The organism is Streptomyces sp. NPDC103540, from assembly GCF_055584445.1.
Map to the genome: position 1 here is coordinate 86,241 of NZ_JBVJMA010000009.1, position 25,971 is coordinate 112,211.

The following is a 25,971-nucleotide window of genomic DNA, read 5'->3' on the forward strand; positions in this document are numbered from 1 at the left end:
CGTGAGCCGCCCCGACCAACAGTTCCCGTTCCGGTAGCAGGAGGAGTTCCCGTGGCAGTCCGTCATCAGCTCATCCGGCGTCCCCCTCGCAGCGTATGGGCCGTTCTCGCCGACCCGACCCTGTACGGGGAGTGGGTGGTGGGACCGTCCGAATCCACACCCCTCGATCGGCTGTGGCCGCAGGTCGGCTCGCGGTTGCGCTACACCGTGCGGTTGGGCCCTTGGTCGACCGAAGGGGTGACGACGGTACGCCACCGGGAAGGCGGCAAGGAGCTGGAGCTGGAGGCGTCGTTCAATGCGCTCGGCACCGCGAGGATCTTCCTCCAGCTCCGGCCTTGGGGCGAAGAGACCCTCGTCGTCTGCGACGAGCACCCCCTGCGCGGCCTCGGCGGTTCCCTGCACAATCCTGTCGTCGAGGCCGCCCTGCAGCTGCGCCACCGGGGCATGCTGGCCCGCCTGGCCAGGGTCGTGGAGCAACAGCCCGACGAGGTGCTCCGTGCCTGACGCGGTGGTGATCGGCGCCGGCCCCAACGGATTGGTGGCCGCCAACCTGCTCGTCGATGCCGGGTGGAGCGTGGAGGTCCTGGAGGCGCAGGAGGAACCCGGAGGAGCCGTACGCAGTGACCGCGGCGTGCATCCGGACTACGTCTCGGACGTCTTCAGCGCCTTCTATCCGCTTGCCGCCGCATCTCCCGTCCTCGCGGGTCTCGACCTGGCCGCGGAAGGCCTGCGGTGGAGCCGTGCCCCCTCCGTACTGGCCCATCCGCTGCCGGACGGACGGTGCGCGGTGCTGGAGCGCCGGGTGCGGGACACCTGCGCCGGTCTGGCCGGCTTCGCCCCTGCCGACGCCGACGCCTGGGAGAACCTCTACCGGACGTGGGCACGGGTGGGGCCGGATCTCGTCCAGGCCCTGTTCACGCCCTTCCCCCCGATCCGCTCCGGACTCCGGCTGGCCGCGAAGCTCCGCACCTCCGGGGGGCTGCGGCTGGCCCGGAAGCTGGCCCTGCCGGTGCGCCGTCTGGGCGAGGAGGAGTTCGCCGGGGCCGGGGGTCGGCTCCTGCTGGCCGGCAACGCCCTACACGCCGACCTGGCCCCGGAGGCGGCGGGCAGCGGCGGTTTCGGCTGGCTGATGTCCATGCTCGGCCAGAGCCACGGCTTTCCCGTACCCGTCGGCGGCGCCGGCGCCCTGACCGCGGCGCTGGTGAGCCGCCTGCGGCGCAAGGGCGGCGTCCTGCGCTGCGGGGAACGGGTCGTGTCCGTCGTCGTGCGCGCGGGCACCGCGGTCGGGGTCCGAACGGCAGCCGGGGAAAGCGTCAGTGCGCGGCGGGCGGTCCTGGCGGACACGTCGGCGCTCTCCCTGTACCGGCACCTCGTGGGCGAGGAGCACCTTCCCTACCGACTGCTGCGGGACCTGGAGCGCTTCCAGTGGGACTTCGCGACGTTCAAGGTCGACTGGGCGCTGACCGGCCGGGTGCCGTGGACGGCGCCGCAGGCCGGCGATGCGGGGACGATCCACGTGGCGGACGGCGTAGACGGCCTGACCCGCTTCGCCGCCCAGGTCGCCATGGGGCAGGTCCCGGACGAGCCGTTCGTCCTGTTCGGCCAGATGACCACTGCGGACCCCACCCGTTCGCCGGCCGGCACGGAATCGGCGTGGGCCTACACCCATCTCCCGCAGCACATCACCTCCGACGCCGGCCTCGACCGCATCACCGGCCGCTGGGACGCCCGCGAACAGGAAGCCATGGCCGACCGCGTCGAAGCACAGGTGGAACGCTTCGCACCCGGCTTCCGCGGGCTCGTCGGCGCCCGACGGATCCTGGCCCCCACCACGTTGCAGGCCATGGACGAAAACCTCCACAACGGAGCCGTCAACAACGGCACCACCGCCCTCCACCAACAGGCCGTCTTCCGCCCCACGCCCGGGACCGGCCGCCCCGAAACCCCGGTCAAGGGCCTCTACCTGGCCTCCGCGGCCGCCCATCCCGGCGGCGGCGTCCACGGAGCACCCGGCGCGAACGCCGCACGGTCCGCCCTGCGCGCCCACGGCCTGCGCACCCTTCTCCACCACGCCCAACGCGTGTGACGCCTCCGGCCGCATCCGGCCGCGCGCGCGAGTGACACCGGGCCGTCGCACGCGTGCCCCACGCCGCGCCGGGTAGGCGCGGTCCATGTCCTCATCCCACAATGCCAAGGCCGCCCCGTGGAACGACAGCACGCTCGCAGTCCTGGTGCACGGCTACGCGTGGCTGCCCGATCGGATGCGCCGCAGCCCCGACGGCACGGTCCGCACCCGCCTGATGGGGCGGCCCGCGATCGCCCTGCGCGGCCCTGAAGCGGTTGCCTTCTTCTACGACGAGAAGCACGTCGTACGCACCGCGGCCCTGCCCGACCCCGTCCTGGACACCCTGTTCGGTCAGGGCGCCGTCCACACCCTGGACGGCGATGTCCACCGGGCGCGCAAAGCCATGTTCGTCTCGCTCCTCAAGGACGGCTCAGGGGTCGCCAGGCTGGGCGAGCAGTTCACGCGACGCTGGCGTGAAGCCATGGCCGATCGCCGGCACGACCACGTGGTGCTCTTCGACGAGACCGCCAAGGTCCTCGCCCTCGCCGTCCGCGACTGGACGGGCACCCCCCTCTCCGACGCGGCGGCCTCCGACCTCGCCCGCGACTGCACGTCCATGGTCGACGGGTTCGCCACCCCCGGCCCCCGCCACCTGCGCGCCCGCCGGGCACGGCGCCATCAGGAGCAGTCTCTCGCCGACCTGATCACCGATGTGCGCACCACCCCGGAGGCGAACTCCACGGGTTCGGCCCTGGAGGCCGTGGCATGGCACCGCGACCTGAACGGGGCGCTCCTGGACCCGCGTACCGCCGCGGTCGAACTGCTGAACATCATCCGCCCCACGGTCGCCATCGCCTGGTACGCCACCTTCGCCGCCCACGCGCTGCACCGGTGGCCCCAGCACCGCGACCTGCTGCGCGCGGACGTCGCCGGCACCTACGCCGAGGCGTTCGCCCACGACGTACGGCGCTTCTACCCCTTCGCCCCCTTCGTGGCGGGCCTCGCGGCACGGGACCTGACCTGGCACGGTGAACCCATCCCGAAGGACGCCCTGGTCCTGCTCGACCTCTACGGCCAGAACCACGATCCGGCCCTGTGGGAGGATCCGTACCGGTTCGACCCGCGCCGCTTCTCCTCCCCCGAGGGGGCGCAGGACCCGCTGACCCTTCTCGTCCCCCAAGGGGGTGGGGACCCGGCCCACGGCCATCGCTGCCCCGGAGAGGACATCACCGTCTCCGTCCTCGCGGCCTTCGCGACGGAACTGGCTCGGCTCGACTACGAAGTCCCCGACCAGGACCTCCGGATTCCCCTGTCCCGTATGCCCACGCTTCCCCGCAGTGGCTTCGTACTCCGCCCGAAGTGATCGACAGGGCTTGCGTCGATCAGCGGTCTGGACGTGGTGCGGCACGGTCATGGCGCGCGACAGGAAGGCAGCCCGCGCCTTCCCACCCAGCGCGTGGGGAGGCGCCTCGAAGCAGCGCCCTTCGAGGTGAGCCGACTCGAAGCCCGCTTGCTCCACGTACGGATCACGTGGGGCGCGCGGTGTGATCGGGATGCCCCTTGGTTCGGCGCTTTTCCTTCATCTCCGCTTCGTAGAGGTGGTCGCGCCCTTCGACCAGAGCTTGCAGGGCCTGCCGCTCCAGTTCCCGGAACGGCTCGTAGTAGGTGCGGTTGTACGCCTCCACGATCTGAAAGGTCCAGTGCCCGGGGATGACGTTCCGGCCGAGTGTCTCCTCGTGGACGCGCTGGGCCCACCCGTCGTGCCCTGCTTCCCTCAGCAATCTCACGGCACGATCCAACTCGAGGTCGGCCGTGCCGGTCAGTTGGTGGAATCCGTACAGGTGCCCACGTGCTCGCTCGACCGTCTCCAGCGCCTTCGACAAGGAGCCCAAGGCCTCCACTGTCAGATCGTCGACACCCCGGGGACGTACATGTGCCGGATCGGGACCCTCTTCAGCATGCTTCACGCTCCGCACATGCCCCTGGCCCGCAGGGCCGTACGCCCAGAGGTCTCGCGTTCACTCGAAGGGACGGCACTCCAGCGACTCCGCTCGCCGTTAGAGCGCCCCTGTACGTGGCTCCGTGCCCGCTCGCCCTGCGACAAACGAGGTACCCACCTCCACGGTCCCGACAATTCTCTTCCGTTAGCGCTTTGTTGAGTCCACGTCACCGAAGACCTTCTGTGCTCCGATCCGCCGAATGCGTTCGGTACCCCATTCGCCCAAGGAGCTCAGAGCCACGTTGAGCGACATGCCTTGTTCCGTCAAGGAGTACTCGACCTTCGGCGGCACCTCGCGGTACACCTCGCGATGCACCAGCCCGTCCGCTTCCATCTCCCGCAGATGTTGGGTCAGCATCTTCTCGCTCACTCCGGGCAAGCCGCGGCGGAGTTCGGCGAACCGCCGGGTCCCGTGATGGTGCAGCTCCCAGAGGATGAGCGACTTCCACTTTCCGGACACCACGTCCATCGCCGCGTCGATTCCGCAGAAATAGGGACCGCGTCGCGCTGCCGTTGCCATCAGCCCTCCAGGGGTACTTACTCGGAGGTGAGTACCTGACCAATTAGTCCGTACTGGTCAACCCTACCGGCTGGGGAGAGGATCCAATCGAACGCGAACACGATGGGAGCAGCCGGAAATGACGACTGACAGCACGGTGCGGGTGAGTGTTCTGGGGCTGGGGGCCATGGGCAGCGCTCTCGCGGGAGCGCTGGTGAACGCCGGTTACCCCACCACTTGTTGGAACCGCTCACCGGGGAAGGCGGACGAACTCGTTGCTCAGGGTGCCATGACCGCCGAGACGGCCCGCGATGCGGTGCGGGCCGGCCGACTGGTGATCGCATGCCTGCTGGACCACGCGTCGGTCCACGAGGTGCTCGATCCGCTCTCCGCCGAGCTGGCCGGACGAACCCTGCTCAACGTGACGACGACGTCGCCGGATCAGTCACGGGAGTTGGCCGATTGGGCCGCCCGGGCAGGGGTCACCTATCTGGACGGCGGCATCATGGCCGTTCCTCACATGATCGGCCGACCCGGTTCATCGCTCCTCTACAGCGGATCGGCCGCTGCCTTCCACCGGTACAAGGCGCTGCTCGACCTGTGGGGCACCAGCACCTACTTCGGCGAGGATGCCGGGTTGGCCTCCCTGTACGACCTCGCCCTGCTGGCGGGCATGTACGTCATGTTCGCCGGATTCATGCACGGCGCCGCCATGGTCGCGCCGGCCGGTGTCACGGCCGCAGAGTTCGCGGCCAGGGCAACACCTTGGCTGACCTCCATGACCGGCGCGTTCCAAGGGTTCGCCGCCGTCATCGACGGCGGGGACTACACCGTCGAGGGACAACAGAGCCTCCGCTTCTCCGACCTCGCCGACCTCCTCGCCGCCAGCTCCGACCAGGGCATCAGCACGGAGGTGGTCACCATGGTCCAACGGCTCATCCAGCGCCAGATCGATGCGGGCCACGGAGAGGAGGCCTTCGCCCGCATCATCGAGAGCATCAGGCAACCGGGATGAGAACTCGGCAATGCCCGGAGCCTGTTCGATCGGCCGATACGTGGGTCTCCAGGAGCGAGGCCAACGATCACATGCCGGGCCGGATGATGTCGGCCGCATCGACCGGCTGTGGTCCCCAGACCTGCTCGTCCGGGCGCCCGGGCCCGAAGCCCTCGGGCAGACCGAGAACCGCCGCCGAGCAAGCTGTGGTGAGGCGGTGCCAAAGCCGCACATCGCGGATCATCGTGTGGCGACCACGCGGCATGCGGATGGCCCGGGTACGGGCTCCGGCCGTGTGAGCGCGGCGTAGGTGGTTCCAGGTGTCGCGCGCGGATGTGATCCGATCGGCCTCGTCGTGAAGGGCGATGATCGTGCGGCCCGCAAGGTGAGACACCGGCTCGCCGGGCGGGCACCAGGGGGCCAGGGCCACGACGCCGCGCACCTGCGGATCGTCCGCTGCCCGCAGTGCCGCTCTGGCACCCATGGAATGCCCGACCAGCACCACCGGAAGCGCCCCTGCGACATCCCGTAGTTCTTCGAGGGCGTCTTCGGCGTCCTGGACGGGGTCGGCTCGATGCCCGTTCCAGCCTCGCAGCCGGTATCGGACGGAGGCGACCAGAACGTTCGTGAGGAGAGGGGATCGGTTCAGGGCGCGGACGAACGGTCGCATGCGCAGGCCCGGCAGGTTGAGGAAGGGCGGGGGCTCAAGGGAGTCGGCGCGACCACCGTGCAAGACCAGGACAGCCCCTGCCATGGGAAGGAGCAGCGGCTTCGGCAGCTCCAGCGCACGATGCTCCCGGTCGCTGTTGAAGCCGTGCCCGCTCACCTCGTACCGCCCGTTCCGCACGGCACGGTGCCTCGGAAACGCGCCGGCGGAAAGCCACCGTGGCGTACGGCCTGTTCGACGTAGCCGGGCCTGCTGGTCATGCGCTCCCCCGCTCCCTCCGCCCATCGAGGCTGTCTTCGGAGTATGAGGGGTGGTTTGGTTGGCCGAACCCTCCTTATGAAGTGTGCCAGTCGGTGGTCGCCACGGGCTCGAAAGCGGGCCCGCTCCTTCACACCGAACCGGCTGCCGGGCCTCGGTGCTCGGGCCGTCGCCACCGGAGGTGCGTCGGGCAGGCGGTGCCGGCCTGGTCCCTGGGGGGCCGGCACCGCGGCTGTCAGCCCGGCCAGGTGCCGGTCAGGCGCCGTACCGCTACGGCTCCCGACCGGTCGACGGAGGCCTTGACCAGGGCGAAAATCGCCCCTTGCAAGGCTGCGGCGAGCAGGATCTGCCGCCAGGTCCGGTCTTCGTCGGTGGCGTCAGGGGCGTCACCCTCCCCTTCGACGATCTTCCACGTCTGCTTGAAGGCGGCGCCCGCGATCGCGCCGCCGAGCACGCCCAGAGCCAACCCGACGGGCTTGTAGGCGATCTTGGATGCCTTCATCGACGCCCCCGACTCCGGCTGCGGCGGACCAACAGGAAGACGGCGACGGCCCCGGCCGCAGCCGCCAGAAGGGGAGTCCGACGGGACCGTGCGACCGTCGCGGCCCGGCCTGCCGCTTCCAGAAGCGGGTCGGGTGTCGTTTCCGTGGCGTAGCGGCCGTATGTGGCGGCGCTCTCACGCGCCTGCACCGCCGCCTGGGCGGTCATGTCCTTCACCCGTTCGGCGGCGTGCTGCGCCGTGTCGCCGACCTGCTCGGAGACCAGCGCCGCCTTCTCGGCGGTCTGGTCCTTGACGGCGACCGTCTTCTTCTTGGCCCGGTCCTTGATGTCGGCCTTCGCGGCGAGGGCCTCGACGGTCTTGCCGAGCTCGTCTCGGGTGCGCTCGACCCGGTCGCGCAGGTCGTCGGGGTCCTGGCTGTCGGATGCGGGTGTGGGGGTGGGGGTGCCTGTGTGGGTGCGGGCGTCGTCGTTCATCGGTGTGCCTTCTCCTTGATCTCGGCCAGGTCGGCCTTGACGCTGTCGATGGTCTGCTCGGGAGCCGGGGTGCCGGCCCGGGCGATCTGTTTCCTTCCTGCCAGGGCGGTCACGGCCGCCACGACCCCCAGGGCCGCGGTGACGACGAGGGCCGCGGCCCACACCGGCAGAACCAGCGCGAGAGCGGCGATGCAGGTCGCCGTCAGAGCCTGGAGTGCCAGGAGGCCGATGATCGCCGTCGTGCCGAAGAGACCGCCGCCCCTGCCGTAGCGCTTGCCCTTCTGGGCCATCTCCGCCCGTGCCAATCGCATCTCCTCGCGAACCAGCTCGGACAGCTGCTGCGAGGCGCGTGACACCAGGACGCCCACCGAGTCGTCGGCAGCCTGGTGATGCCGCTCCACCGTGCTCATGCCGTGGACACCTTGCCTTTCGTCTCTTCGCCGGAACGGGCGACACGTCCGTCGTGCTCAGCGCGGCGCCGGCGGTGTTCGAAGGTGGTCATGTCGTCGTGACGGCGCGCCTACCCCGCGACCGCGCCGTCAGCCGTGTGGCAGCCGATGTTGTGCCCAGGGCGGCTTCTCGTACGGGCTTCTACAGCCGGCCGTCGCGGTGTGGGGCACGGCGGAGGGCGCCCGACGCCGCTCTACCTCCCGGCGATGTCCGGCGCGACCTGCCGGACGGTCAGTCTCCTTCGGCCGCCGTGCGAGCCCGAACCTGTTCCGGGGTGAGGTACCGATCCGTGTACTCGAAGTCGCGCAGGGTCCCCGGCTTGTACGTCTGGAAGCCTGTACGGACGAAGTCGTCGCCGGCCACGGCGTTGAGGAGCCAGTTCGTCATGACGCGGGTCTTCGCGGCGCCGGTGCGCAGGGCCGCCCAGTGGTAGCCGCGGGCCACGGCCTGGGCGGGCATGCCGCGCAGGTCGATGCCGAGTGGTCGGGAGACGCCGTCGCGGCCCCCGAGGTCCACGACCAAACCGAGGTCCTTGTGGGCGTACCGGTGCAGCGGTGTACCGCGCAGCGTGGCGACGACGTTGTCGGCGGCGACCTTGCCCTGGCGTTCCGCGTGCTGCGCGGTCGGCGGGCACACCGCGCCCTCCGCGCCGCCGGCGAGGTCGGGCACGGCGGCCGCGTCGCCGAGTGCGACCACGCCGTCCGCCCCCGGGACCCGTAGGTCGGGAGTGACGACGAGCCGTCCGCTCTTCGCCGTCTCGGCGCCGAGCGTGGCGACGAGCGGGCTCGCGGCGACGCCGGCCGTCCAGATGAGGGTGCGGCAGGGCAGCACCCTTCCGTCCGTCAGGGTCACCTCCTCGGCGTCCGCCTTGGCGACGGAGACGCCGAGGGAGACCTCGATGCCGCGCCGCCGCAGGACGTCGAGTGCCGCCCGGCCCAGCCGGTCCCCGAGCTCGGGCATCAGCTTCGGGGCCACGTCGACGAGGTGCCAGCTGATCTCGCTCCGGTCCAGCCGGGGGTAGCGTGCGACGGCGTTGGCGGTGAGTCGTTCCAGGGAGGCGGCCGTCTCGGTGCCGGCGTAGCCGCCGCCGACGACGACGAAGCCGAGTCGTGAGGCCCGTTCCGGCGATCCCGGTGCGGCGGCGTCGGCCAGGTCGAGCTGGGCGATGACGTGGTCGCGCAGGTGGGCCGCCTCGGCCAACGTCTTCATGCCGCGGCCGTGCTCCGTCAGACCGGGAATGTCGAAGGTACGGGTCACGCTCCCCGGCGCGAGCACGAGGTGGTCGTACGGTTGGTCCACCAGCTCCCCGGTGATCTTCCGGATGACGCAGACCTTGGCCCGCGTGTCCACGCCCACGGCTCCGCCCGGCACGATGCGGGTCCGGTGACGGCGGCTGCGGCGCAGCGACACCGCCACCGACTGGGGAGTGAGCACCCCGGAGGCCACCTGCGGCAGCAGGGGCAGGTAGAGCTGGTAGGAGAACGGGGTCACCAGCAGGATCTCCGCCTCTTCGGGTGACAGCGTCCGCTCCAGGCGGCGTACGCAGGAGACGCCGGCGAAGCCCGCGCCGACGACCACGATCCTCGGTCGCACCATGATGTCCGTCCCTTCTCGGGTGTGCGGGTCCCGTACGCCTTCCCCCATCGGCCGTCCTTGCACGCGGAAAGCGGCGGACAGCCTGGGAGGGGGGCCTACACCGCCACAAATGGGTGGCCGCCCACCCTTCCCACAGGGTGCCTACCGGGTCCGCCTCCCACAGGGGCCTACCGGGTCCGCCATCGCACTTCGGCGCGGTGTCGTGGCCGCGAGGAGCCCGGCTCAGTTGCCTGATTCGCCGTCCACGCGGACAGCCTCGACGTCGGAGTCGGGGAGGAAGCGGAACAGGCGCCGGGTGCCGGTCAGCTCGAACACGCGCGACGCCTGGTCGGGGACTCCGCACAGCTCCAGGGACCAGCCTTCTCTCCGGGCCTGCTCACGAATCCGCAGCAGGGTGTTGACGCCCATGGAGTCCATGAAGGACACCGCCGAGAGGTCCACGATCAACACGCGGCCCTGGAGGCCGAGGGCGGCCACCGCGGCCGCGACACACGGGCAGGTGTCCATGTCGAGTTCGCCCTCGACCTTCATCACCACACGGTCGGCGTGCACGCGCACGTCGACGTCGAAGCCGCTGTCACACATCTCGGATCCGCCCATCGGATCGGAGCCCTAAACGGTCGGCTCCCCATCGACGGGGCGGAGAAGGCCGTCAAGCACACGGTAATCGAGGCCGTGATAGCCGAGCGAGACCACCCGCACCCTACGTCGGCCACATACGGTGACCGTTCAGCGGCGCGGGGTCTCCCACCAGACCAGGCTGGTTACCTCCCTTATACCCCCACCCACCGAACGGAAGCGGAAAGCGAGCTTCAGGCCGGCGACGACGGTGTGTGTACCCCGCCCGAAAGGGGGCACACGCCGGGTCACGGACCATCCCGAACGGTCGCGCCGACCAGCCCCCTCCTCTCCCCGGTCACGGCGGTCGGCACGACCAGATGGGACCGCCGTGCGGCCGACGACCCCATCCCACGCGGCCCCGGCCTCCCCGGCCGGGGCCGCACCGGGGCCGTCCCCGACACCTCGACCGCCGCGAGCACCCTGCACGCGAGCGAATCGCGAGGACATCCCCCTGACCTGCCTAGGGCGGCGCGACGAGGCGAGACCCCGCTCACGACCATCAGCCGGGAGGAATTCCATGGACGGCATCGTGCTTCTGCGTGACGACCACAAGACGGTCGAGAAGCTGTTCAAGCGCTTCGAGAAGACGGGGGACGAGGACACCGGGGAACGGCGCCGGATCGTGGACGAGGTGATCGAGGAACTCACCGTCCACGCCTGGATCGAGGAGCAGGTCTTCTACCCGGCCGCCCGCGAGGCCGCACCGGACACCACCGACCACATCCTGGAGAGCGTCGAGGAGCACCACGCGGTGGTGTGGATGCTGTCGGAGCTCAAGGCCATGGATGCCTCCGACGAACGGTTCAAGGCCAAGATGAGCGTCCTGATGGAACAGGTCCGCCACCACGTGGAGGAAGAGGAACAGGACTGGTTCCCGGACGTCCGCAAGGCCATGGGCCGCAACCGGCTCACCGAACTCGGCGAACGACTCGAAGCGGAGAAGCCCAAGGCCCCACGCGAACCCCTGGCCGTCCCCAGCGCCGACTCCGAGTGAGGCGTCCTCGTCCTCGGGCCACCGCACGGCACCACCGTGGGCTGAGCCTGGCCTCGGCGCCGGGCCCGGCCCTCGTGGGGATCGCCCGCGGCACGACAGGACGCCGCGACCTCGACGGCAAACGCCTTCGAAACCGTCCTCCGCGCGAAAGCGCGCGGGGCCCGGCCCAGATGCTCGCCGCGCAGGGCATCCGGTTGAGGGCGATCGTCTCCGGGCCCGGTGTGGACCTCACTCACCCCCGCGAGCACGCGCCCCGCGTCGTCGCTCTCGCCCTGTTCCGCGTTCAGACGCTCCAGCACGCGCTGGGCGACGCTGGAGGGGTGGCCGAGCCAGATCGGGGTGGAAAGGATCAGGATGTCGCAACCCAGGATCGTGGCGCGGATCTCGGTCTGACGGGCGGGTAGGTCAGGCGCGGTAACGGAATGATCTTCGCGCCGAAGCGGTACTCGCTCCACGTCGCCCTGCCCAGACCGAAGCGCTCCGCCAGGCGGAAGCCCGTCCGCTCGACTTCGCCGACGTCCGGGCCTGCTCGCCGTCCACGCGTGTGCGACCTGCGAGCTGCCCGATATCAGCACGGCCCGACGAACCATCAGATCAGCTTCCCCCGTGGTGTTTCACCACTTCGACGAACCACGCCGGCGGAGCCACCCGAGGCCCCCTCTCGCGAATCGCTTCCACGGCATGCCCGTCAGGCCGTACGATGCGTTCTGCTCCGGCCCACGTGGCGGGAGCTCACAACCGAATGCGCGCACGACTGGGGGAAGCCGGTGGGAATCCGGCGCTGACCTGCAACCGTGAACGGGGTCGAAGGCACCGTGAGTCGGAGTACCCGGGGTGCGATGCGTACCGCTTCCCACTGTCATGGTCTGCAGCGCGAAGCCCCCACGCCGGGTCGGTGTCCCCTGCCCGTTTCCTCACGGAGACGGACGGGAGGACGGGCACGTGTGTCGGAGGGACCGCCGGGTCAGACCCCTCGTCCCTCTCAGGAAGAAGGCACCATGCGCCGCCTCCTCGCCCGCCGCTCCGTGATCACCACGGTCGCTCTCGGTCTCGCCCTCGCCACCGCTCCGGCCGTGGCCGAGGCCGCCCCCAAGCCGAACACGAACGCGGCCGTCAAGGTCAAACTCACCGTCCAGGGCCCGAACGGGCTCCTGTTCAAGGGCAAGATCAAGACCAAGGGGCACGACGTCACGACCGCCACCGGCGGCACCCACAAGTGCGACGGGACCAACGGCGGGGCCAACCCCTCCAAGGTCCCCACCCCGACGGCGGCCCTCGACGACGCGGCCCGCCTCAACCACTTCGCCTGGGACGGCACCTGGTACGCATCCTTCGACGACTTCTCCGTCGACACGATAAAGAACGTCAGCGGTGGCGGATCCGCCTACTGGAGCATCTCCGTCAACGGCGCCCCCACCCCGGTCGGCGGCTGCCAGTTCAAGATCAACGCGGGTGACGAGGTCGCCTTCACCTGGACGTCCTTCTAGTCCTCGCCCCTCGGACACGCACGACGTGTCCGACTGCCTTCCGATCGCCCGTCGGGCCTGCTCGGCGCGCTGGTTCCAGCGCGCCGAGCAGGCCCTTCGTCGACTGCCGGCGAGCGGTCAGGCGCCCCACCGCAGGGCGATGGTGTCGCCCACGTTGATGACCTTGTCGCGGGCGGCGCCGGCGAAGGAGGAGCCGTCCACGCTCACCTTCCACGTGTTGGAGCCGCTGTTGGTCTTGCCGTTGATCGCCGTGACGGCCCCGGTGCCGGACGACGGCGTGACGCCGGTGACGCAACCGGACGGAGCGGCGGAGGTGACCGCCGCGTTGAGGACGTCACCGAGGGTGGTGGTCGCAGCGGTCGGGGTGAAGGACACCGAGCAGACCTTGAGGCCGCCCGCGCCGTCGTCGATCGTCACCGCCAGCTTCGTCGCCGTCCCCGCGGTGAAGGTGGATTGGGCGACCCACTGCGGGGCTCCGGGGGTGACCGGGACGGGCGGGGCGGTGGTGAAGCCGCCGCCCGCGACCGCGCGCAGCGCGTCGATGGAGGCGTACGCGGTCGGGGTGGTGTCGGACGGCTTGTACTTGAAGCCGCCGGCGGGGTTGTACTGGTTGGCGATGAGGAAGTCGATCGGGGTCTTGCCGCTGCCGGTGAGGAAGTCGCCGGTCTGCGGGTTGAAGCCGCAGGCGTTCAACCCGGCCACGCCCCAGCCGTTGGAGCTGGTGTTGACCCCGTAGAGGGAGTTGAAGGCGCCGCTGCCGGAGACGAGGGTGCTCTTGAGGAAGTTCTTCGCCTGGACGACGTCGGTGTCGGTGTTGGGGACGCCGGAGGCGCACAGGGCGGCCATGGCGGCGCCGGTCATGTCGACGTCGCTCGCCGAGTTCAGGACGGTGGGATTGCCCTCGGCCTTGTTGAAGGTCCACCCGCCGTCCACGTGCTGGTTGGCCCGGATGCGGGTGACCATGGAGTCCGTCAGCGCCTGCGGCACCCGCTTCGCGCCGCCCTGGGTCTTGGCGCCACCCAGCGCGAGGGCGGCGAAGACCGTGCCGTTGAAGTTCCCGGACGGGCCGAAGTAACCGGCCTCGGCGGTCTGCCAGTAGGAGTAGATGTTGGCTATCAGGTTGCGGGAGGCCGAGACGCGGGCCGGATCGATGCCGGCAGCGTACGCGTTGAGGGCGCCGCGCTCGTAGTCGGTGACCACCGGGGAGGCCTGCGGCCAGCCCGCCGTCGACAGCAGGTTGCGGTAGACGGTGCGGGCGTTCTTGGTGGTGTCGCCGCCCGGGTAGACGTCGGCGACGGCCGTGCCGGTGGCCGCGAAGGCCGTGAACGCCCACTCGTTGGACAGTCCCGCGCCCGCGTACGAACCGTCGGCGGCCTGGAGGGACTTGAGGTATGCCACACCGTTCGTCTTGGACGTGGCGATCTGGGCGGGCGAGGAGGTGGCGAAGGCGGGCAGCGCGGTGAGGACGAGCGCGCCCAGCGCGGCGGGCACCGCCAGGGTGAGACGGCGGGAGGAGGTGCGGGTACGGGTACGGGACATGGCCTGCTCCTGGAATGGGGGACGCCGACCAGGCCGTGGCTCGGGCGGGCGGGCGGCCCGGAGCTCGGCGGCGGCCGTCCGATCGCGTGGTACGGCTTGTGATGTGCCTCGCCGCATGGGCATTCGGGCTCGGGACGGCCCCCTGCCGTCCCACACCGCTGCGCGTCAGCCCCGGATTCGCGCCGGGTTCCCCCATGTGGCAGCCCAGGACGCTACCCGAGTGATCAAGGGTCCGCCAGCCGCCGTACCCGGCACGGGCAGGAGCGGCCGACGGTGTGTCACATGAGACGCAGACCACCTTGACGCTGTCTTTATCCGCGTGTTCCACTCCGACTGATAAGCACTCAGCTCCAGGGGAAGCCGGTCGAAATCCGGCGCTGACCCGCAACCGTAGGCCCGGCACCGTCCGGGCGAGTCGGAATGCCTGGAGCCAGGTTTTTGCAGCGAGAGACGCCGTCGCGGACTACGGCGTGGTTCGAACGGCTTCCCTTCCCCGTGTACCCCACGGGCCGCGGAGGCCCTTTTCGCCACGCACTGGTCCGCCCGGCCGACACGAGGGGCCGTGGTGGGGACCGCACAGCAATCAGAGCGACACCTGGGGAGCACGGGGCTGTTGTCGCTCATGTCAGCGGCGCTGCTGACCTTGGCCGCCGCGAGCGCCGCCTTCGTGGGCGGCACGGGGCCCGCCACGGCCGACCCGATCGAGCGGTGCACCGCCACCACCGGCGCGATCGTCGCCGTGGACTTCGCCCCGTTCGGCGGCAGGGTGGAGAAGGGCTGCGACACCACTCCCACCACCGGCTACGAGCTGCTCCAGACGGCCGGCTTCAGCATGACGGGCACCGTGCACGACGGTCCCGCCTTCCTCTGCCGCATCGGCAAGGGCACGGGTACGCAGTACCCCACGCCGGAAAGGGAAGCCTGCGTCCTGACCCCGCAGGCCACCGCCTACTGGTCGTACTGGACGGCCTCGCCGGGGCAGCGCAAGTGGTCCTACAGCCAGCTGGGAGCCATGGCCCGCAAGCCCAAGCCCGGCGACGTCGAGGCCTGGGTCTACGGCGGCACCGACGTCGGCGGCGGCACGAAGGGGCAGCCGTCCTTCACCCCCGACGACGTACGCGGCTACACCACCCCCGACCCGACCGTCCCGACGGCCCCGCCCAAGGTGCCCGCCGGCCGGATCGACGTCCCCGCCGCCACGCGCTGGGTCACCGGGACGCTCAAGGAAGGCGACCGCGTCGTCGACGAGGGCTCCACCACCCCGAACCACCTCCTCACCACCGAGGCCGTCTTCGCCCTCGTGGCGGCGGACCGCAAGAGCCCCGTGGCCAGGAAGATCGCCGATTTCCTCGACACGCCCGCGCAGACCGACGCGTACGCCTACCCGGCCGGCAAGGACGCGATCCCGGACGCCACCGCGGCGGCCCGGCTCGCGCTGGTCGCGGAGGCCACCGGCAAGGATCCTCGCGCGTTCGGCGGGCACGACCTGCTCGGCGACCTCGTGAAGTACGCCTGCCCCCGCGACATCGGGGACGGCGAGAGGGTCGAAGGCTGCTTCACCAAGGGCGACTTCCGTACCACCGGTCAGGCCGACGCCCAGGCCATGGCCGTCATCGCCCTGGTCAACGCCGGTGTGACGCCGCCGGCCGGCTCGGTGGCCCGACTGGCGGCCCTCCAGTGCGAGGACGGCGGGTTCACCAGCATCCTCATCCGGCCCGGAAGCCCGGGATGCGAGAGCGAGGCCGGCGCCACCGGTCTGCTCACCCTGGCCCTGGAGCGGGGCGGCGGCCACGAGGCGGTGCTCCAGAAGGCCCGCAACTACCTGAAGCGGTCGCAGCTGCCCACCGGCGCCTGGCCCGCCGTCTACTACGAGACGACCGGCAACCCGACCGCCACCGCCTGGGCCGCCCAGGCGCTGCGCGCCCTCGGGGACGAGAGGTTCGCGGACGCCGGCGTCTCCTGGCTGGCCAAGCGGCAGTTGGCGACGGGCGGATTCGGGTTCGGCGAGGACGACACCGAGCCCAGGCTGTACCCCACCGCGACCGCCGCCCTCGCGGGCGCCGGCAGCGATCTCGCCGCCGTGACCGCCAAGCCGGCCACACCGCCGACCACTCCGCCGGCGGGCGAGGGGCCCGACGCGAGGAAGGGCGTCGCCTACCTGACCGCCCCTTCCCAACTGGTCCAGGGCCGCTTCTACGAGAGCGAGCCCGGCACCGGCTTCGCCGACTACGGGATGACCATCGACGGCGCCTACTCCCTCGCCGCCACCGGCGGGGACAACGCCGCCCTGCGCCGCATCGTCGACTTCATGGACAAGGGCGGCAAGGACGGCAGGAAGCGCGGCATCCACGACTGGACCCTCATCGGCACGAAGTACGCGAGCGGCGGCTCCATCGGCAAGACGGCCATTCTCGCCCAGGCCGTCGGCCGCGACCCCCGCGACTTCGGCGGCCAGGACCTGATCGCCGCCCTCGCCAAGATCACCTGCGCGGAGAAGACCTCGACCGTCCAGGAATGCGCGGCGAAGGGCAACTACCACTACGCCACCTCCGTCTTCAAGCAGTCCCTCGGTGTCATGGCCCAGCTCCGCGCCGGTGAGAACGCCGCCGCCGCCGAACCGATCGCCTACCTCAAGAGCCTCCAGACGCCCTCCGGCGCCTGGGTCAGCCTGATCGGCGAACCCAGCGGCCCCGAGGTGGACTCCACCGCCATGGCCGCCATGACCGTCGACCTGCTCCCCGACGCCGCGTCCCAGGCCGCCGTGGACCAGGCGCTCGCCTGGATCGCGGCCCAGCAGAAGGAGGACGGCGGCTTCCCCGGCGCGTCCGGCAACTCCGTCAACTCCGCCGCCCTCGCCGTCCAGGGGCTCTCCCTGGACGCGCCCAGGTACGCCGCGCAGATCGCCAAGGCCCGCACGTTCCTGGCGAGCCAGCAGAACGCCGACGGCGGCTTCAACGTCGTCAAGGGGGGCCAGCCCGGCTCCGATCTGCGTGCCTCCGCCCAGGCCGTCGGCGGGGCCACTGGCATCTCCTTCGGCGTACTGACCGGCGATCTGAGCGGCACCACCCCCGAGCCGATCCCCACTCCGTCCGGGGGGACTTCGGGCGGCGGCTCCGCGAACACCTCGGGCGGCACCTCCGGCGGCAACGGCTCACCCGTCATCGTCACCCCGGGCGAGAACGGCGGCGGCACGGGCTCGGCGGGCGGCACCGGATCGGCGGGCGGCACCGGGTCCGCGGGCGGAACGGGCTCCGCGGGCGGCACCGGGTCCGCGGGCGGTCCCCTCGCCTCCACCGGAGCCCGGGTCGGCGTACTCGCCGGCACGGCCCTGCTGCTGACCCTCGGCGGCTGGGGCCTCACCCGCGCCGCGAAGCGCCGCCGCCCGACCCCCGGGGGGCGGGCATGAGGAGTCACCGCGTCGTACGGGCCCTGGGTCGGACGGCCGCCGCGCTGGGGCTGACGGTCGCGGCCCTCGCCGCCACCTCCGCCCCGGCGGGCGCCGCGCCGCAGCCGATGGGGCAGTGCACCACCTCCTCCGGGGTGGTCCTCGCCGTGGACTTCAGCCGCTGGGGCGGACCCGTCTACCGGTCCTGCGGCACGACGCCCACCACGGGGTACGAGCTGCTCAACCAGGGCGGCTGGGCCACGACCGGCACCGGCCACGACGGCCCCGCCTTCATCTGCCGCATCGGCTACAGCGGCCACCAGGGCGGCAGGCAGTTCCCGACGCCGCAGCAGGACGACTGCGTGCTGACCCCGCCGGCCTCCGCCTACTGGTCGTACTGGCACGCCGACCCCGGCCAGAACACCTGGCAGTACAGCCAGCTCGGCGCCATGCTCTACAAGCCCAAGCCGGGCAGCGTCGACCTGTGGATCTTCGGCGGCACCGACATCGAGGGAACCGAGGGCAAGCCCGCCGTCACCCCCGACCAACTGCGCGCCCACAACGCCCGCCCCACCGGCGGCCCCGCCCCCCAGGACACCCGCACCGCCAAACCCTTGCCGCCGGACGTCAACACGGGGCCCAAGCCGGAGAACCCGCCCCCGGCCCGTCCGGCGACGACTCCGCCGCCCCTCCCCACACCTCCGGTGAGCATCCCGCCCCCGGCGAGCCCCTCTCCCCCGGTGAGCCCCTCGGCACCGGCGAGCCCCTCCCAGAGCGGCACCGGGTCCCCTTCGGCACCACCGCCGTCCGGCACTCCCGCGGCGGCGGCTGCGGCCCCCGGCCCCCAGGTCGTGGAGGCCGCTCCCGCCGCGGACGCCGAGCACGACGCGGGCTCGTACCTGCCCGCCGTCGCCACCGGGGCGCTGGTGCTCCTGATCGGCGCCGCCGCCGTGTACGCGGCCAAGCGCCGCCGTCGTACGGAGTAGCCGGCGTGTCCCGCACCACCACGGCCGCGGCCACCCCGCCCGTGTCCGGCCCCGCGCCGGACACGGGCGGCCGCCGTCTGCCCCGCACCCTGCATCCCGTCGCCTGGTGGATCTGGGCCCTCGCGCTCGCCACCGCCGTCAGCCGCACCAACAACCCGCTGCTGCTCTTCCTCGTCCTCGCGGTCCTCGGGTACGTCATCACCATGCGCCGTACCGAGGCCCCCTGGGCCCGCGGCTTCAAGTACTACCTGTACCTGGCCCTCACGGTCGTCGCGATCCGCGTGACCTTCCGGGCGGTCTTCGCCACCGGCATCACCCCCCGCGACCACTTCCTCTTCTCCCTGCCCCGCATCCCCACCCCGGACTGGTACGCGGGCATCCAGCTCGGCGGCCCCGTCTCCCTGGAGGCGCTGCTGTCCGCCGCGACCGACGGGCTGCGCCTGGCCTGCATGCTGTGCTGCATCGGCGCCGCCAACACCCTCGCCAACCCCAAGCGCGCCCTGCGGGTGCTCCCGGGGGCCCTGTACGAGCTGGGGGTGGCCGTCACCGTCTCCATCAGCGTGGCGCCCCAACTGGTGGCGAGCGTCCAGCGGGTGCACCGTGCCCGCAGGCTGCGTGCCGGGCGCGCCAAGGGGCTGCGCGCCCTGCGCGGCATCATCGTGCCCGTCCTCGAAGACGCCCTGGAGCGATCCCTGCGCCTCGCGTCCGCCATGGACTCCCGCGGCTACGGCCGCGCCGGAACCGCCACCCGGCGCTCCCGCCGGGCCACCGGCGCCCTCATGCTGCTCGGCATGTGCGGCCTGTGCGCCGGGGCGTACGGGCTCCTCGACGCGACCGCGCCGAAGCTGCTCGGCCTGCCCGCCCTGGGCATCGGCGCCGCCCTCTGCGTGGCGGGCCTGCGGATCGGGGGGCGCCGCGTCACCCGGACCACGTACCGGCCGGATCCCTGGCGGGCCGCCGAGTGGGCTGTCGCCGGATGCGGAGTGCTGTCCGCCGTCCTGCTCTTCGGCAATGCGGGCTTCGACGCCGCCGAGCTCAACCCGTCGATCTACCCGCTCAGTTGGCCGACCCTGCCGCTCGTCCCGGCGGCCGCGATCCTCCTCGCCGGCGCGGCCGGCTTCCTGGCACCACCCCCGACGGCCCCCGCCCGGCCGACCGTCCCCGCACAGCGCACCGAGGTAGCCAAGTGATCACCTTCGACCAGGTCACCGTCCACTACGAGGACACGGTGGAGCCGGTCCTGCGCGACGTCGACCTCACCGTCGAGGAAGGCGAACTCTGCCTGGTCGTCGGCCACACCGGCGTCGGCAAGTCGACCCTCCTCGGCGCCGTCAACGGGCTCGTCCCCCACTTCACCGGAGGCACCCTGTACGGCCGCGTCCTCGTCGACGGCCGCGACACCGCCCACCATCCGCCGCGCGAGCTCGCCGACGTGGTCGGGGTCGTCGGCCAGGACCCCCTCGACGGCTTCGTCACCGACACCGTCGAGGAGGAACTCGCCTACACCATGGAACAACTGGCCGTTCCGCCCGCCACCATGCGCAAGCGCGTCGAGGAGACCCTGGACCTGCTGGGCCTCGCCGACCTGCGCCACCGCGCCCTGCACGAACTCTCCGGCGGCCAGCAGCAGCGCGTCGCGATCGGCTCCGTCCTCACCGCCCACCCCCGCGTCCTCGTCCTGGACGAGCCCACCTCCGCCCTGGACCCGACGGCCGCCGAGGAGGTCCTGGCCGCCGTCACCCGGCTCGTCCACGACCTCGGCGTCACGGTCCTGCTGGCGGAACACCGCCTGGAGCGCGTCGTCCAGTACGCCGACCGCGTCATCCACCTCCCCGGGGACGGCCGCGTCGTCTGCGGCCCGCCCGCCGAGGTCTTCCGTACGTCCTCCATCGCCCCGCCCATCGTCGAGCTCGGCCGCGCCGCCCGCTGGGACCCGCTCCCGCTCTCCATCCGCGACGCGCGCCGCGCCGCCGCACCCCTGCGCGCCCGCCTCGCCGGAACCACTGCGCCACCGGTACGCCCGGCGCCCACCGTCGACGCCGCCACGCTGCTGAAGGCCCGCGGGGTGACGGTGGCGTATCAGGGCGTCGCGGCCGTCCGCGAGGTCGACCTGGACCTTCGCGGCGGGGAGATCACCGCGCTGATGGGCCGCAACGGCTCCGGCAAGTCCTCCCTGCTGTGGGCCCTCCAGGGCTCGGGCCCCCGCAAGGCCGGCTCCGTGGCCGTCACGCCCCCCGGCGGCGCCCGGCCGCCCCGGGATCCGCGGAAACTGTCCGCCGCGGAGGCCCGGCAGCTGGTCGGGCTGGTCCCGCAGACACCCACCGACCTCCTCTACCTGGAGAGCGTGAAGCAGGAACTGGACCAGGCCGACACCGAGTCCGCGGTCGCCTTCGACGGGATCCGGGCCCGCGCCCTCCTGGACCGACTCGCCCCCGGCATCCCCGACGCCACCCACCCGCGCGACCTGTCCGAGGGCCAGAAGCTCGCCCTCGTCCTCGCGATCCAGCTGACCGCGGCGCCCCGGGTACTGCTCCTGGACGAACCCACCCGCGGCCTCGACTACCGCGCCAAGGACGAGCTGATCCGCATCGTCGACGACCTCGCCGCCGAGGGTCGGGCGGTGGTGATCTCCACCCACGACGTCGAGTTCGTCGCCCGCGCCGCCGACCGCGTCGTCGTCATGGCCGAGGGCGACGTCGTCTCCGACGGCCCCACCACCGAGGTCATCGTCGCCTCCCCCGTCTTCGCACCCCAGACCGCGAAGATCCTCGCCCCCCTCCCCTACCTCACGGTCGCCCAGGCGGCCGCCACCCTCACCGGCGACGGGACGGACCCGACCTCATGACCGCACGTGCCGCAGCCATCCGGATCAACGCGCGCGCCGGAATCGTCATCGCCATGGCGGCCTTCCTCGGCATCGTCGCGTTCTTCTGGCCCTTCCTCGTCGCACCCGGGAAGTTCGGCTCGAACTACGCCCCGCCGCTGATCTTCGGCGTGTTGCTCGTCATCGTCCTCTGCGTCGTCATGTCCGAGATCGCCGAGGGCGGCATCAACTCCAAGGCACTGGCCATGCTCGGCGTCCTGTCGGCCGTCAACGCCGCCGTCCGACCGCTCGGAGCGGGGACGGCGGGCATCGAGACCGTCTTCTTCATCCTCGTCCTGGCCGGCCGGGTCTACGGACCGGGCTTCGGCTTCACCCTCGGCTGCACTTCCCTCTTCGCCTCCGCCCTGATCACCGGCGGTGTGGGCCCGTGGATGCCCTACCAGATGTTCGGCTGCGCCTTCGTCGGCATGCTCGCCGGCTTCCTCCCGAAGGCCACCGGCCGGGGGGAGGTGGCCATGCTCGCCGTCTACGGCTCCGTCTCCGGCTACCTCTTCGGCTTCCTCCTCAACCTCTCCTTCTGGCCCTTCTCCCTCGACCCCAACAGCTCGATCGCCTATCTGCCCGGTCTGCCCTTCACCGAGCAGTTCCAGCGCTACCTCGCCTTCGACCTGGCCACCTCCCTCGGCTGGGACACCGGACGCGCCGTCACCAACTTCGTCTGCGTCTGCCTGGCCGGTCCCGCCGTGCTCACGGTCTTCCGCCGCGCGGCCCGCAAGGCCCGCTTCCAGGCCCCGATCCGCTTCGAGCCCGGCGCGGCGCCCGCCGACCGATGATCACGTCTCCGTCTTCCCGTCAGCCGTTCGAGGGATGGCCTCGCGAGCGGCGCCGGGACACATCACCGCGCCGTGGAGACATGATCCGTACCGGTTCGAACGGCCGTCGCCGAAACGGGACCACCACCCGGAACGATCGCCCGTCGGCCCACCCGCAGAGCTTCGGCTGCGGGTGGGCCCGAGGACCCGGTCGGGCAGCGCCACCGTGATCCGGCCGGTGGTGCCAGCGGTGACGCGTCAGCGGTCGCCGACCAGGCGGGGCAGTTCCGCCAGGGTGTCCGCGAGGCGGTCGGCCGCCAGGCCGCCACCCTGGGCCAGTTCCCGCGAGCCGCCGCCACGTCCGCCGAGGAGCCGCTTGACCAGCGCGGCGGCGTTCAGATTCGCCTCACCGGCAGCCTGGTTCAGGGCTACGACGACGACACCGGCCGCCGTGCCGACGCCGACGATGCCGGGCGTGCCGGAGGGCAGTCGGTCGCGTACGGCGGTGGCCAGGGCGCGGGCCTCGTCGGCGCCGCCGTCGGCGGTGGCGGTGACGACCTGGACGCCGTTCGCGTCCACCGCGCTGCCGGCGAGTTCGGCCGCGCGCGCGCCGGTGGCCTGCTGCTTGAGGCGGGCGTTCTCCCGGTCGGCGGTCTTGAGCCGCTCCAGCAGTGCGGCGATCTTCTCGGGGAGTTCGGCGCGCGGGGCGCCGAGCTGTTCGGCGATGCGGGCGACGAGGTCGCGTTCGCGGGCGAGGTAGGCGAAGCCCTCGACGCCGACGGCGGCCTCCAGGCGGCGCATGCCCGCGCCGACCGAGCCCTCCGAGGTCAGGGCGACCGTGCCGATCTGCGAGGCGTGCTCGACGTGGGTGCCGCCGCACAGTTCCCGCGACCAGGCCCCGCCGATCTCGACGACGCGGACCTTCTCCCCGTACGTCTCGTCGAACAGGGCGAGCGCGCCGAGCTCCTTGGCCTCGGGCAGGGTCATCCACTGGACTCCGACGGGCAGGTCACGGCGCAGGGCGCGGTTCGCGGCTTCCTCGACCTCGCTGCGGACGGTCGCGGAGAGGCCGCCGCGCCAGGGGAAGTCGAGGCGGAGGTAGCCGGGGCGGTTGTAGGAGCCGGCCTGGAGGGCGGTGGGGCCGAGGACCTCGCGCAGGGCCGCGTGCAGGACGTGGGTGCCGGAGTGGGCCTGGCGGGCGCCGAGTCGCCATTCCGGGTCGACGGCCGCGTGGACGGCGTCGTCGGGAGCGAGTTCGCCCGCGGTGATCCGTACCTGGTGGGCGACGAGACCCGGCAGGGGCCGCTGGACGTCGAGGACCTCGGCCTCGACGGAGGCGCCGGAGAGGATGCCCGCGTCGCTGTCCTGGCCGCCGGACTCGGCGTAGAAGGGGGAACGGTCCAGGATGACGGTGACGATCTCCCCGGTCCGGGCCAGGGGGACCGCGCCCTCGGCCCCGAGGACCGCGAGGACGCGGGATTCGGTGGTCAGGGTTTCCCAGGCAAGCCAGTCGGTGGGCCCGTTCGCGTCCAGGACCGTGCGCAGGGCCGTGGTGTCGACGGCTCCGCCGGACTTGCGGGCGCGGGCGTCCGCGCGGGCCCGCTCCCGCTGGGCGTTCATCAGCGCGGTGAAGCCTTCGCGGTCCACTTCGACGCCCTGTTCGGCGGCCATCTCCAGGGTGAGGTCGATGGGGAAGCCGTAGGTGTCGTGCAGCAGGAACGCCTGGGCGCCCGGCAGCGCGCGCCCGCCCTCCGCCTTCACCCTGGTGACGGCGGTGTCGAGGACGGTGGTGCCCTGCCTGAGGGTGGCGCGGAAGGTGTCCTCCTCGCCGTACGCCTGGTCGGTGATCCGGGGGAACGCCTCGATGATCTCGGGGTAGCTGGGTGCCATGCAGTCGCGGGCCACCGGGAGCAGCTCGCGCAGGGCCGGGTCCCGGTAGCCGAGCAGGCGCATGGAGCGGACGGCGCGGCGCAGGATGCGGCGCAGGACGTAGCCGCGGCCCTCGTTGCCGGGAGCCGTGCCGTCCGCGAGGAGCATCAGCGCCGTGCGGACGTGGTCGGCTACGACGCGGAGCCGTACGTCCGCCTGTGCGTCGGCGCCGTACCGGACGCCGGCGAGGCCGGCGGCGCGCTCCAGGACGGGGCGGGTCTCGTCGATCTCGTAGAGGTTGTCCTTGCCCTGGAGGAGGGTGGCCATGCGCTCCAGGCCCATGCCGGTGTCGATGTTGCGGCGGGGAAGCTCGCCCAGGATCGGGTAGCCGGACTTGCCGGGGCCCTCGCCGCGCTCGTACTGCATGAAGACGAGGTTCCAGAACTCCATGTACCGGTCCTCGTCGACCGCGGGTCCCCCCTCGCGGCCGAGGGCGGGGCCCCGGTCGTAGTACAGCTCGGAGCAGGGTCCGCAGGGGCCGGGGACGCCCATGGACCAGAAGTTGTCCTCGTCGCCGCGGGCCACGATCCGCTCGTCGGGCAGGCCGGCGACCTTGCGCCAGATGCCGCGGGATTCGGTGTCGGAGTGGTGGACGGTGACCCAGATCCGGTCGGGGTCGAGGCCGTAGCCGCCGTTCGCCTGGGCGTTGGTGGACAGCTCCCAGGCGTAGGAGATGGCTTCTTCCTTGAAGTAGTCCCCGAAGGAGAAGTTGCCGTTCATCTGGAAGAAGGAGCCGTGTCGGGTGGTTTTTCCGACCTCCTCGATGTCGAGGGTCCGCACGCACTTCTGCACGCTGGTCGCCCGCTCCCACAGCGGGGCGGCCTCACCGGTGAAGTACGGCTTGAACGGCACCATGCCGGCGTTGACGAACAGCAGCGTCGGGTCCGGGGTGGGCAGGGGTGCGCTGGGGACGACGGTGTGGCCGCGCTCGGCGAAGTAGTCGAGGAATCTGGTGCGGATGTCGGCGGTACGCAAGACGGGTGCTCCGGTCGGTCGGTCAGATGGGATGCGGGACGGCGGTGCGGGAGGGCGGTGCGGGCGGGATGGCGCGGGCCCGGGAAGGCGGCTTGGCCGAAGCCCTCGGGGGCGGGACGGGTGGCTTGCGGCCACGCCGCCCACCGGGCACGCTGCCGGACCGCGCGTGCTCGTCCTTGTTCGACGCCACGATGTGCGCGAGCTGCCGCCCGCCGGAGACGACGCCGGCTCCCGTCTCGTCGCACGACGACTCGGTGCCGAGCAGCACAGGAGAGCTCACGACGACTCCTCTCGCGCTGCCTACGTAGTTGCAACCCTGTTGCAACAAGATACGCGGTCGAGGCAATGGCCAGGCGGGCGAGTGCGTGGCGAGTGCCGGTCACCCGTCGGCCGGGCGAGAGCGCGTTCGAGAGGTTTCCCGCTCATGCGGGACCCACCGTGCGAGATCACCATTTCGGCCGATCCCATCCAAACCAGAGACCGTCCTCACGGCGACCGCGCCGGGGGCGCCCGCGCGACCTGACAGATTGCGGAGTCGGTGTGCAGCGGCGCCGCGGCGTCGTCAGGGAGGGTGCCCATGCGCCTCGGCCCGGGCACATGCGCTTTCCATCGGGCATCCGCAGGAAAGGGAACTCTTCCCTCCTTTCCTGCGGTGAGGGGCGCGGGCCGGCCCGCGGGCCGAATCTCACTCTTCGTCGCCGTGGAGTCCTGTTAGGGTCCATGATCACCGACCTGACCAGTCGGTACCGCTCTACCGGGATCAGGCTGACCACCCTCCCGTGACGAGAGCACGACCCACGCCCCGTTCCCCGGAACGAGGCGTCACACGACGACCACGGGGGCTTTTCCCGCACGCCACGCGTGCGTTCCGCATTCCGCTTTTCCGGTTCCGCACGGACCGGACCTTCCACACACC

General features: G+C 71.9%; 21 protein-coding genes, 2 pseudogenes and 2 riboswitches. Of the genes and pseudogenes, 11 read left to right on the forward strand and 12 right to left on the reverse strand.

Annotated elements, in window-relative coordinates:
* The first annotated feature begins 51 nt into the window (after positions 1 to 51).
* The 3 genes from ACZ6ZI_RS22420 to ACZ6ZI_RS22430 all read left to right on the forward strand — a co-directional run bounded on the left by ACZ6ZI_RS22420 (position 52) and on the right by ACZ6ZI_RS22430 (position 3,428).
* Positions 52 to 504 (forward strand): SRPBCC family protein, encoded by a 453-nt coding sequence (locus tag ACZ6ZI_RS22420; RefSeq protein WP_469523588.1) that lies wholly within the window; start codon positions 52 to 54, stop codon positions 502 to 504.
* The gene (locus tag ACZ6ZI_RS22425) at positions 497 to 2,086 is read left to right on the forward strand and encodes a phytoene desaturase family protein (RefSeq protein WP_469523589.1); all 1,590 of its coding nucleotides are present in this window, start codon (positions 497 to 499) and stop codon (positions 2,084 to 2,086) included. The genes ACZ6ZI_RS22420 and ACZ6ZI_RS22425 overlap by 8 nt, the downstream gene beginning before the upstream one ends.
* 85 nt (positions 2,087 to 2,171) lie before the next feature.
* A complete protein-coding gene (locus tag ACZ6ZI_RS22430) occupies positions 2,172 to 3,428 on the forward strand; it encodes a cytochrome P450 (RefSeq protein ID WP_469523590.1) in 1,257 nt (418 codons plus the stop codon).
* 163 nt (positions 3,429 to 3,591) lie between these two features.
* On the opposite strand, the gene ACZ6ZI_RS22435 is transcribed toward ACZ6ZI_RS22430, so the two are convergent.
* Entirely contained in the window at positions 3,592 to 4,032 is a 441-nt protein-coding gene (locus ACZ6ZI_RS22435) for a hypothetical protein (protein WP_469523591.1), read from the reverse strand.
* Positions 4,033 to 4,209: 177 nt separating this feature from the next.
* Positions 4,210 to 4,584, reverse strand: a complete 375-nt coding sequence (locus ACZ6ZI_RS22440; RefSeq protein ID WP_469523593.1) for a winged helix-turn-helix transcriptional regulator — start codon at positions 4,582 to 4,584, stop codon at positions 4,210 to 4,212.
* Between the two features lie 118 nt (positions 4,585 to 4,702).
* Here ACZ6ZI_RS22440 and ACZ6ZI_RS22445 point away from each other — a divergent pair, with 118 nt between their 5' ends.
* Positions 4,703 to 5,578, forward strand: a complete 876-nt coding sequence (locus tag ACZ6ZI_RS22445) for an NAD(P)-dependent oxidoreductase (protein WP_469523594.1) — start codon at positions 4,703 to 4,705, stop codon at positions 5,576 to 5,578.
* Between the two features lie 67 nt (positions 5,579 to 5,645).
* Here ACZ6ZI_RS22445 and ACZ6ZI_RS22450 read toward each other — a convergent pair whose 3' ends face one another.
* The 6 genes from ACZ6ZI_RS22450 to ACZ6ZI_RS22475 form a co-directional block, all read right to left on the reverse strand.
* Positions 5,646 to 6,311 carry an alpha/beta fold hydrolase gene (locus ACZ6ZI_RS22450; protein WP_469524006.1) on the reverse strand — a complete coding sequence of 222 codons (666 nt, stop codon included), beginning with the start codon at positions 6,309 to 6,311 and terminating at the stop codon, positions 5,646 to 5,648.
* 406 nt (positions 6,312 to 6,717) lie between these two features.
* Positions 6,718 to 6,984: a DUF4235 domain-containing protein gene (locus tag ACZ6ZI_RS22455; RefSeq protein WP_469523595.1), complete on the reverse strand. Its 267-nt coding sequence runs from the start codon at positions 6,982 to 6,984 to the stop codon at positions 6,718 to 6,720.
* Complete coding sequence (locus ACZ6ZI_RS22460) at positions 6,981 to 7,457, reverse strand: DUF3618 domain-containing protein (protein ID WP_469523596.1); 477 nt, start codon at positions 7,455 to 7,457, stop codon at positions 6,981 to 6,983. The genes ACZ6ZI_RS22455 and ACZ6ZI_RS22460 overlap by 4 nt, the downstream gene beginning before the upstream one ends.
* Positions 7,454 to 7,867: a phage holin family protein gene (locus ACZ6ZI_RS22465; RefSeq protein ID WP_469523597.1), complete on the reverse strand. Its 414-nt coding sequence runs from the start codon at positions 7,865 to 7,867 to the stop codon at positions 7,454 to 7,456. The genes ACZ6ZI_RS22460 and ACZ6ZI_RS22465 overlap by 4 nt, the downstream gene beginning before the upstream one ends.
* Positions 7,868 to 8,138: 271 nt before the next feature.
* Positions 8,139 to 9,503, reverse strand: coding sequence for an NAD(P)/FAD-dependent oxidoreductase (locus ACZ6ZI_RS22470; protein WP_469523599.1), 1,365 nt, complete (start codon positions 9,501 to 9,503; stop codon positions 8,139 to 8,141).
* Between the two features lie 222 nt (positions 9,504 to 9,725).
* Positions 9,726 to 10,088, reverse strand: a complete 363-nt coding sequence (locus ACZ6ZI_RS22475; protein ID WP_469523600.1) for an STAS domain-containing protein — start codon at positions 10,086 to 10,088, stop codon at positions 9,726 to 9,728.
* 553 nt (positions 10,089 to 10,641) lie between these two features.
* Between ACZ6ZI_RS22475 and ACZ6ZI_RS22480 the strand changes: the two genes are divergently transcribed.
* Positions 10,642 to 11,118, forward strand: coding sequence for a hemerythrin domain-containing protein (locus tag ACZ6ZI_RS22480; RefSeq protein ID WP_469523601.1), 477 nt, complete (start codon positions 10,642 to 10,644; stop codon positions 11,116 to 11,118).
* 242 nt (positions 11,119 to 11,360) lie between these two features.
* Here the strand turns inward: ACZ6ZI_RS22480 and ACZ6ZI_RS22485 are convergent.
* Positions 11,361 to 11,501, reverse strand: a pseudogene (locus ACZ6ZI_RS22485) (NADPH-dependent oxidoreductase); the annotation flags it as partial.
* Between the two features lie 374 nt (positions 11,502 to 11,875).
* Positions 11,876 to 11,949: riboswitch (cobalamin riboswitch) on the forward strand.
* A gap of 167 nt (positions 11,950 to 12,116) precedes the next feature.
* On the opposite strand from ACZ6ZI_RS22485, the gene ACZ6ZI_RS22490 reads away from it, so the two are divergent.
* On the forward strand, positions 12,117 to 12,605 hold the full coding sequence (locus ACZ6ZI_RS22490) for a DUF4430 domain-containing protein (RefSeq protein WP_469523603.1): 489 nt from the start codon (positions 12,117 to 12,119) through the stop codon (positions 12,603 to 12,605).
* 117 nt (positions 12,606 to 12,722) lie between these two features.
* Here the strand turns inward: ACZ6ZI_RS22490 and ACZ6ZI_RS22495 are convergent, their stop codons facing one another.
* On the reverse strand, positions 12,723 to 14,144 hold the full coding sequence (locus tag ACZ6ZI_RS22495; protein WP_469523605.1) for a prenyltransferase/squalene oxidase repeat-containing protein: 1,422 nt from the start codon (positions 14,142 to 14,144) through the stop codon (positions 12,723 to 12,725).
* Between the two features lie 100 nt (positions 14,145 to 14,244).
* A riboswitch (cobalamin riboswitch) is annotated at positions 14,245 to 14,373 on the reverse strand.
* Between the two features lie 393 nt (positions 14,374 to 14,766).
* On the opposite strand from ACZ6ZI_RS22495, the gene ACZ6ZI_RS22500 reads away from it, so the two are divergent.
* The 5 genes from ACZ6ZI_RS22500 to ACZ6ZI_RS22520 are packed head-to-tail and all read left to right on the forward strand — an operon-like array spanning position 14,767 to position 22,172.
* Complete coding sequence (locus tag ACZ6ZI_RS22500) at positions 14,767 to 17,550, forward strand: prenyltransferase/squalene oxidase repeat-containing protein (protein ID WP_469524007.1); 2,784 nt, start codon at positions 14,767 to 14,769, stop codon at positions 17,548 to 17,550.
* Entirely contained in the window at positions 17,547 to 18,515 is a 969-nt protein-coding gene (locus ACZ6ZI_RS22505) for a hypothetical protein (protein WP_469523607.1), read from the forward strand. The genes ACZ6ZI_RS22500 and ACZ6ZI_RS22505 overlap by 4 nt, the downstream gene beginning before the upstream one ends.
* A gap of 5 nt (positions 18,516 to 18,520) precedes the next feature.
* Positions 18,521 to 19,705 (forward strand): energy-coupling factor transporter transmembrane component T, encoded by a 1,185-nt coding sequence (locus tag ACZ6ZI_RS22510; protein ID WP_469523609.1) that lies wholly within the window; start codon positions 18,521 to 18,523, stop codon positions 19,703 to 19,705.
* A complete protein-coding gene (locus ACZ6ZI_RS22515; protein WP_469523611.1) occupies positions 19,702 to 21,360 on the forward strand; it encodes an ABC transporter ATP-binding protein in 1,659 nt (552 codons plus the stop codon). Before ACZ6ZI_RS22510 ends, ACZ6ZI_RS22515 begins: the two co-directional genes overlap by 4 nt.
* Positions 21,357 to 22,172, forward strand: coding sequence for an ECF transporter S component family protein (locus ACZ6ZI_RS22520; RefSeq protein WP_469523612.1), 816 nt, complete (start codon positions 21,357 to 21,359; stop codon positions 22,170 to 22,172). Before ACZ6ZI_RS22515 ends, ACZ6ZI_RS22520 begins: the two co-directional genes overlap by 4 nt.
* Before the next feature lie 237 nt (positions 22,173 to 22,409).
* On the opposite strand, the gene alaS is transcribed toward ACZ6ZI_RS22520, so the two are convergent.
* Together alaS and ACZ6ZI_RS22530 are read right to left on the reverse strand one after the other, a co-directional pair.
* Complete coding sequence (gene alaS, locus ACZ6ZI_RS22525) at positions 22,410 to 25,055, reverse strand: alanine--tRNA ligase (RefSeq protein WP_469523614.1); 2,646 nt, start codon at positions 25,053 to 25,055, stop codon at positions 22,410 to 22,412.
* 148 nt (positions 25,056 to 25,203) lie between these two features.
* Positions 25,204 to 25,323 (reverse strand): annotated as a pseudogene (locus ACZ6ZI_RS22530) (tRNA (adenosine(37)-N6)-threonylcarbamoyltransferase complex transferase subunit TsaD); the annotation flags it as partial.
* Between the last annotated feature and the right edge of the window lie 648 nt (positions 25,324 to 25,971).

Excerpts from the sequence above, each read along its gene's own strand:
- ACZ6ZI_RS22490 (WP_469523603.1), top strand. The coding sequence starts at position 12,117 with ATGCGCCGCCTCCTCGCCCGCCGCTCCGTGATCACCACGGTCGCTCTC.
- ACZ6ZI_RS22450 (WP_469524006.1), bottom strand. The coding sequence starts at position 6,311 with ATGGCAGGGGCTGTCCTGGTCTTGCACGGTGGTCGCGCCGACTCCCTT.
- ACZ6ZI_RS22495 (WP_469523605.1), bottom strand. The coding sequence starts at position 14,144 with ATGTCCCGTACCCGTACCCGCACCTCCTCCCGCCGTCTCACCCTGGCG.
- ACZ6ZI_RS22455 (WP_469523595.1), bottom strand. The coding sequence starts at position 6,984 with ATGAAGGCATCCAAGATCGCCTACAAGCCCGTCGGGTTGGCTCTGGGC.
- ACZ6ZI_RS22470 (WP_469523599.1), bottom strand. The coding sequence starts at position 9,503 with ATGGTGCGACCGAGGATCGTGGTCGTCGGCGCGGGCTTCGCCGGCGTC.
- ACZ6ZI_RS22500 (WP_469524007.1), top strand. The coding sequence starts at position 14,767 with ATGTCAGCGGCGCTGCTGACCTTGGCCGCCGCGAGCGCCGCCTTCGTG.
- ACZ6ZI_RS22430 (WP_469523590.1), top strand. The coding sequence starts at position 2,172 with ATGTCCTCATCCCACAATGCCAAGGCCGCCCCGTGGAACGACAGCACG.
- ACZ6ZI_RS22480 (WP_469523601.1), top strand. The coding sequence starts at position 10,642 with ATGGACGGCATCGTGCTTCTGCGTGACGACCACAAGACGGTCGAGAAG.
- ACZ6ZI_RS22520 (WP_469523612.1), top strand. The coding sequence starts at position 21,357 with ATGACCGCACGTGCCGCAGCCATCCGGATCAACGCGCGCGCCGGAATC.
- ACZ6ZI_RS22460 (WP_469523596.1), bottom strand. The coding sequence starts at position 7,457 with ATGAACGACGACGCCCGCACCCACACAGGCACCCCCACCCCCACACCC.
- ACZ6ZI_RS22505 (WP_469523607.1), top strand. The coding sequence starts at position 17,547 with ATGAGGAGTCACCGCGTCGTACGGGCCCTGGGTCGGACGGCCGCCGCG.
- ACZ6ZI_RS22440 (WP_469523593.1), bottom strand. The coding sequence starts at position 4,584 with ATGGCAACGGCAGCGCGACGCGGTCCCTATTTCTGCGGAATCGACGCG.
- ACZ6ZI_RS22475 (WP_469523600.1), bottom strand. The coding sequence starts at position 10,088 with ATGTGTGACAGCGGCTTCGACGTCGACGTGCGCGTGCACGCCGACCGT.
- ACZ6ZI_RS22445 (WP_469523594.1), top strand. The coding sequence starts at position 4,703 with ATGACGACTGACAGCACGGTGCGGGTGAGTGTTCTGGGGCTGGGGGCC.
- ACZ6ZI_RS22465 (WP_469523597.1), bottom strand. The coding sequence starts at position 7,867 with ATGAGCACGGTGGAGCGGCATCACCAGGCTGCCGACGACTCGGTGGGC.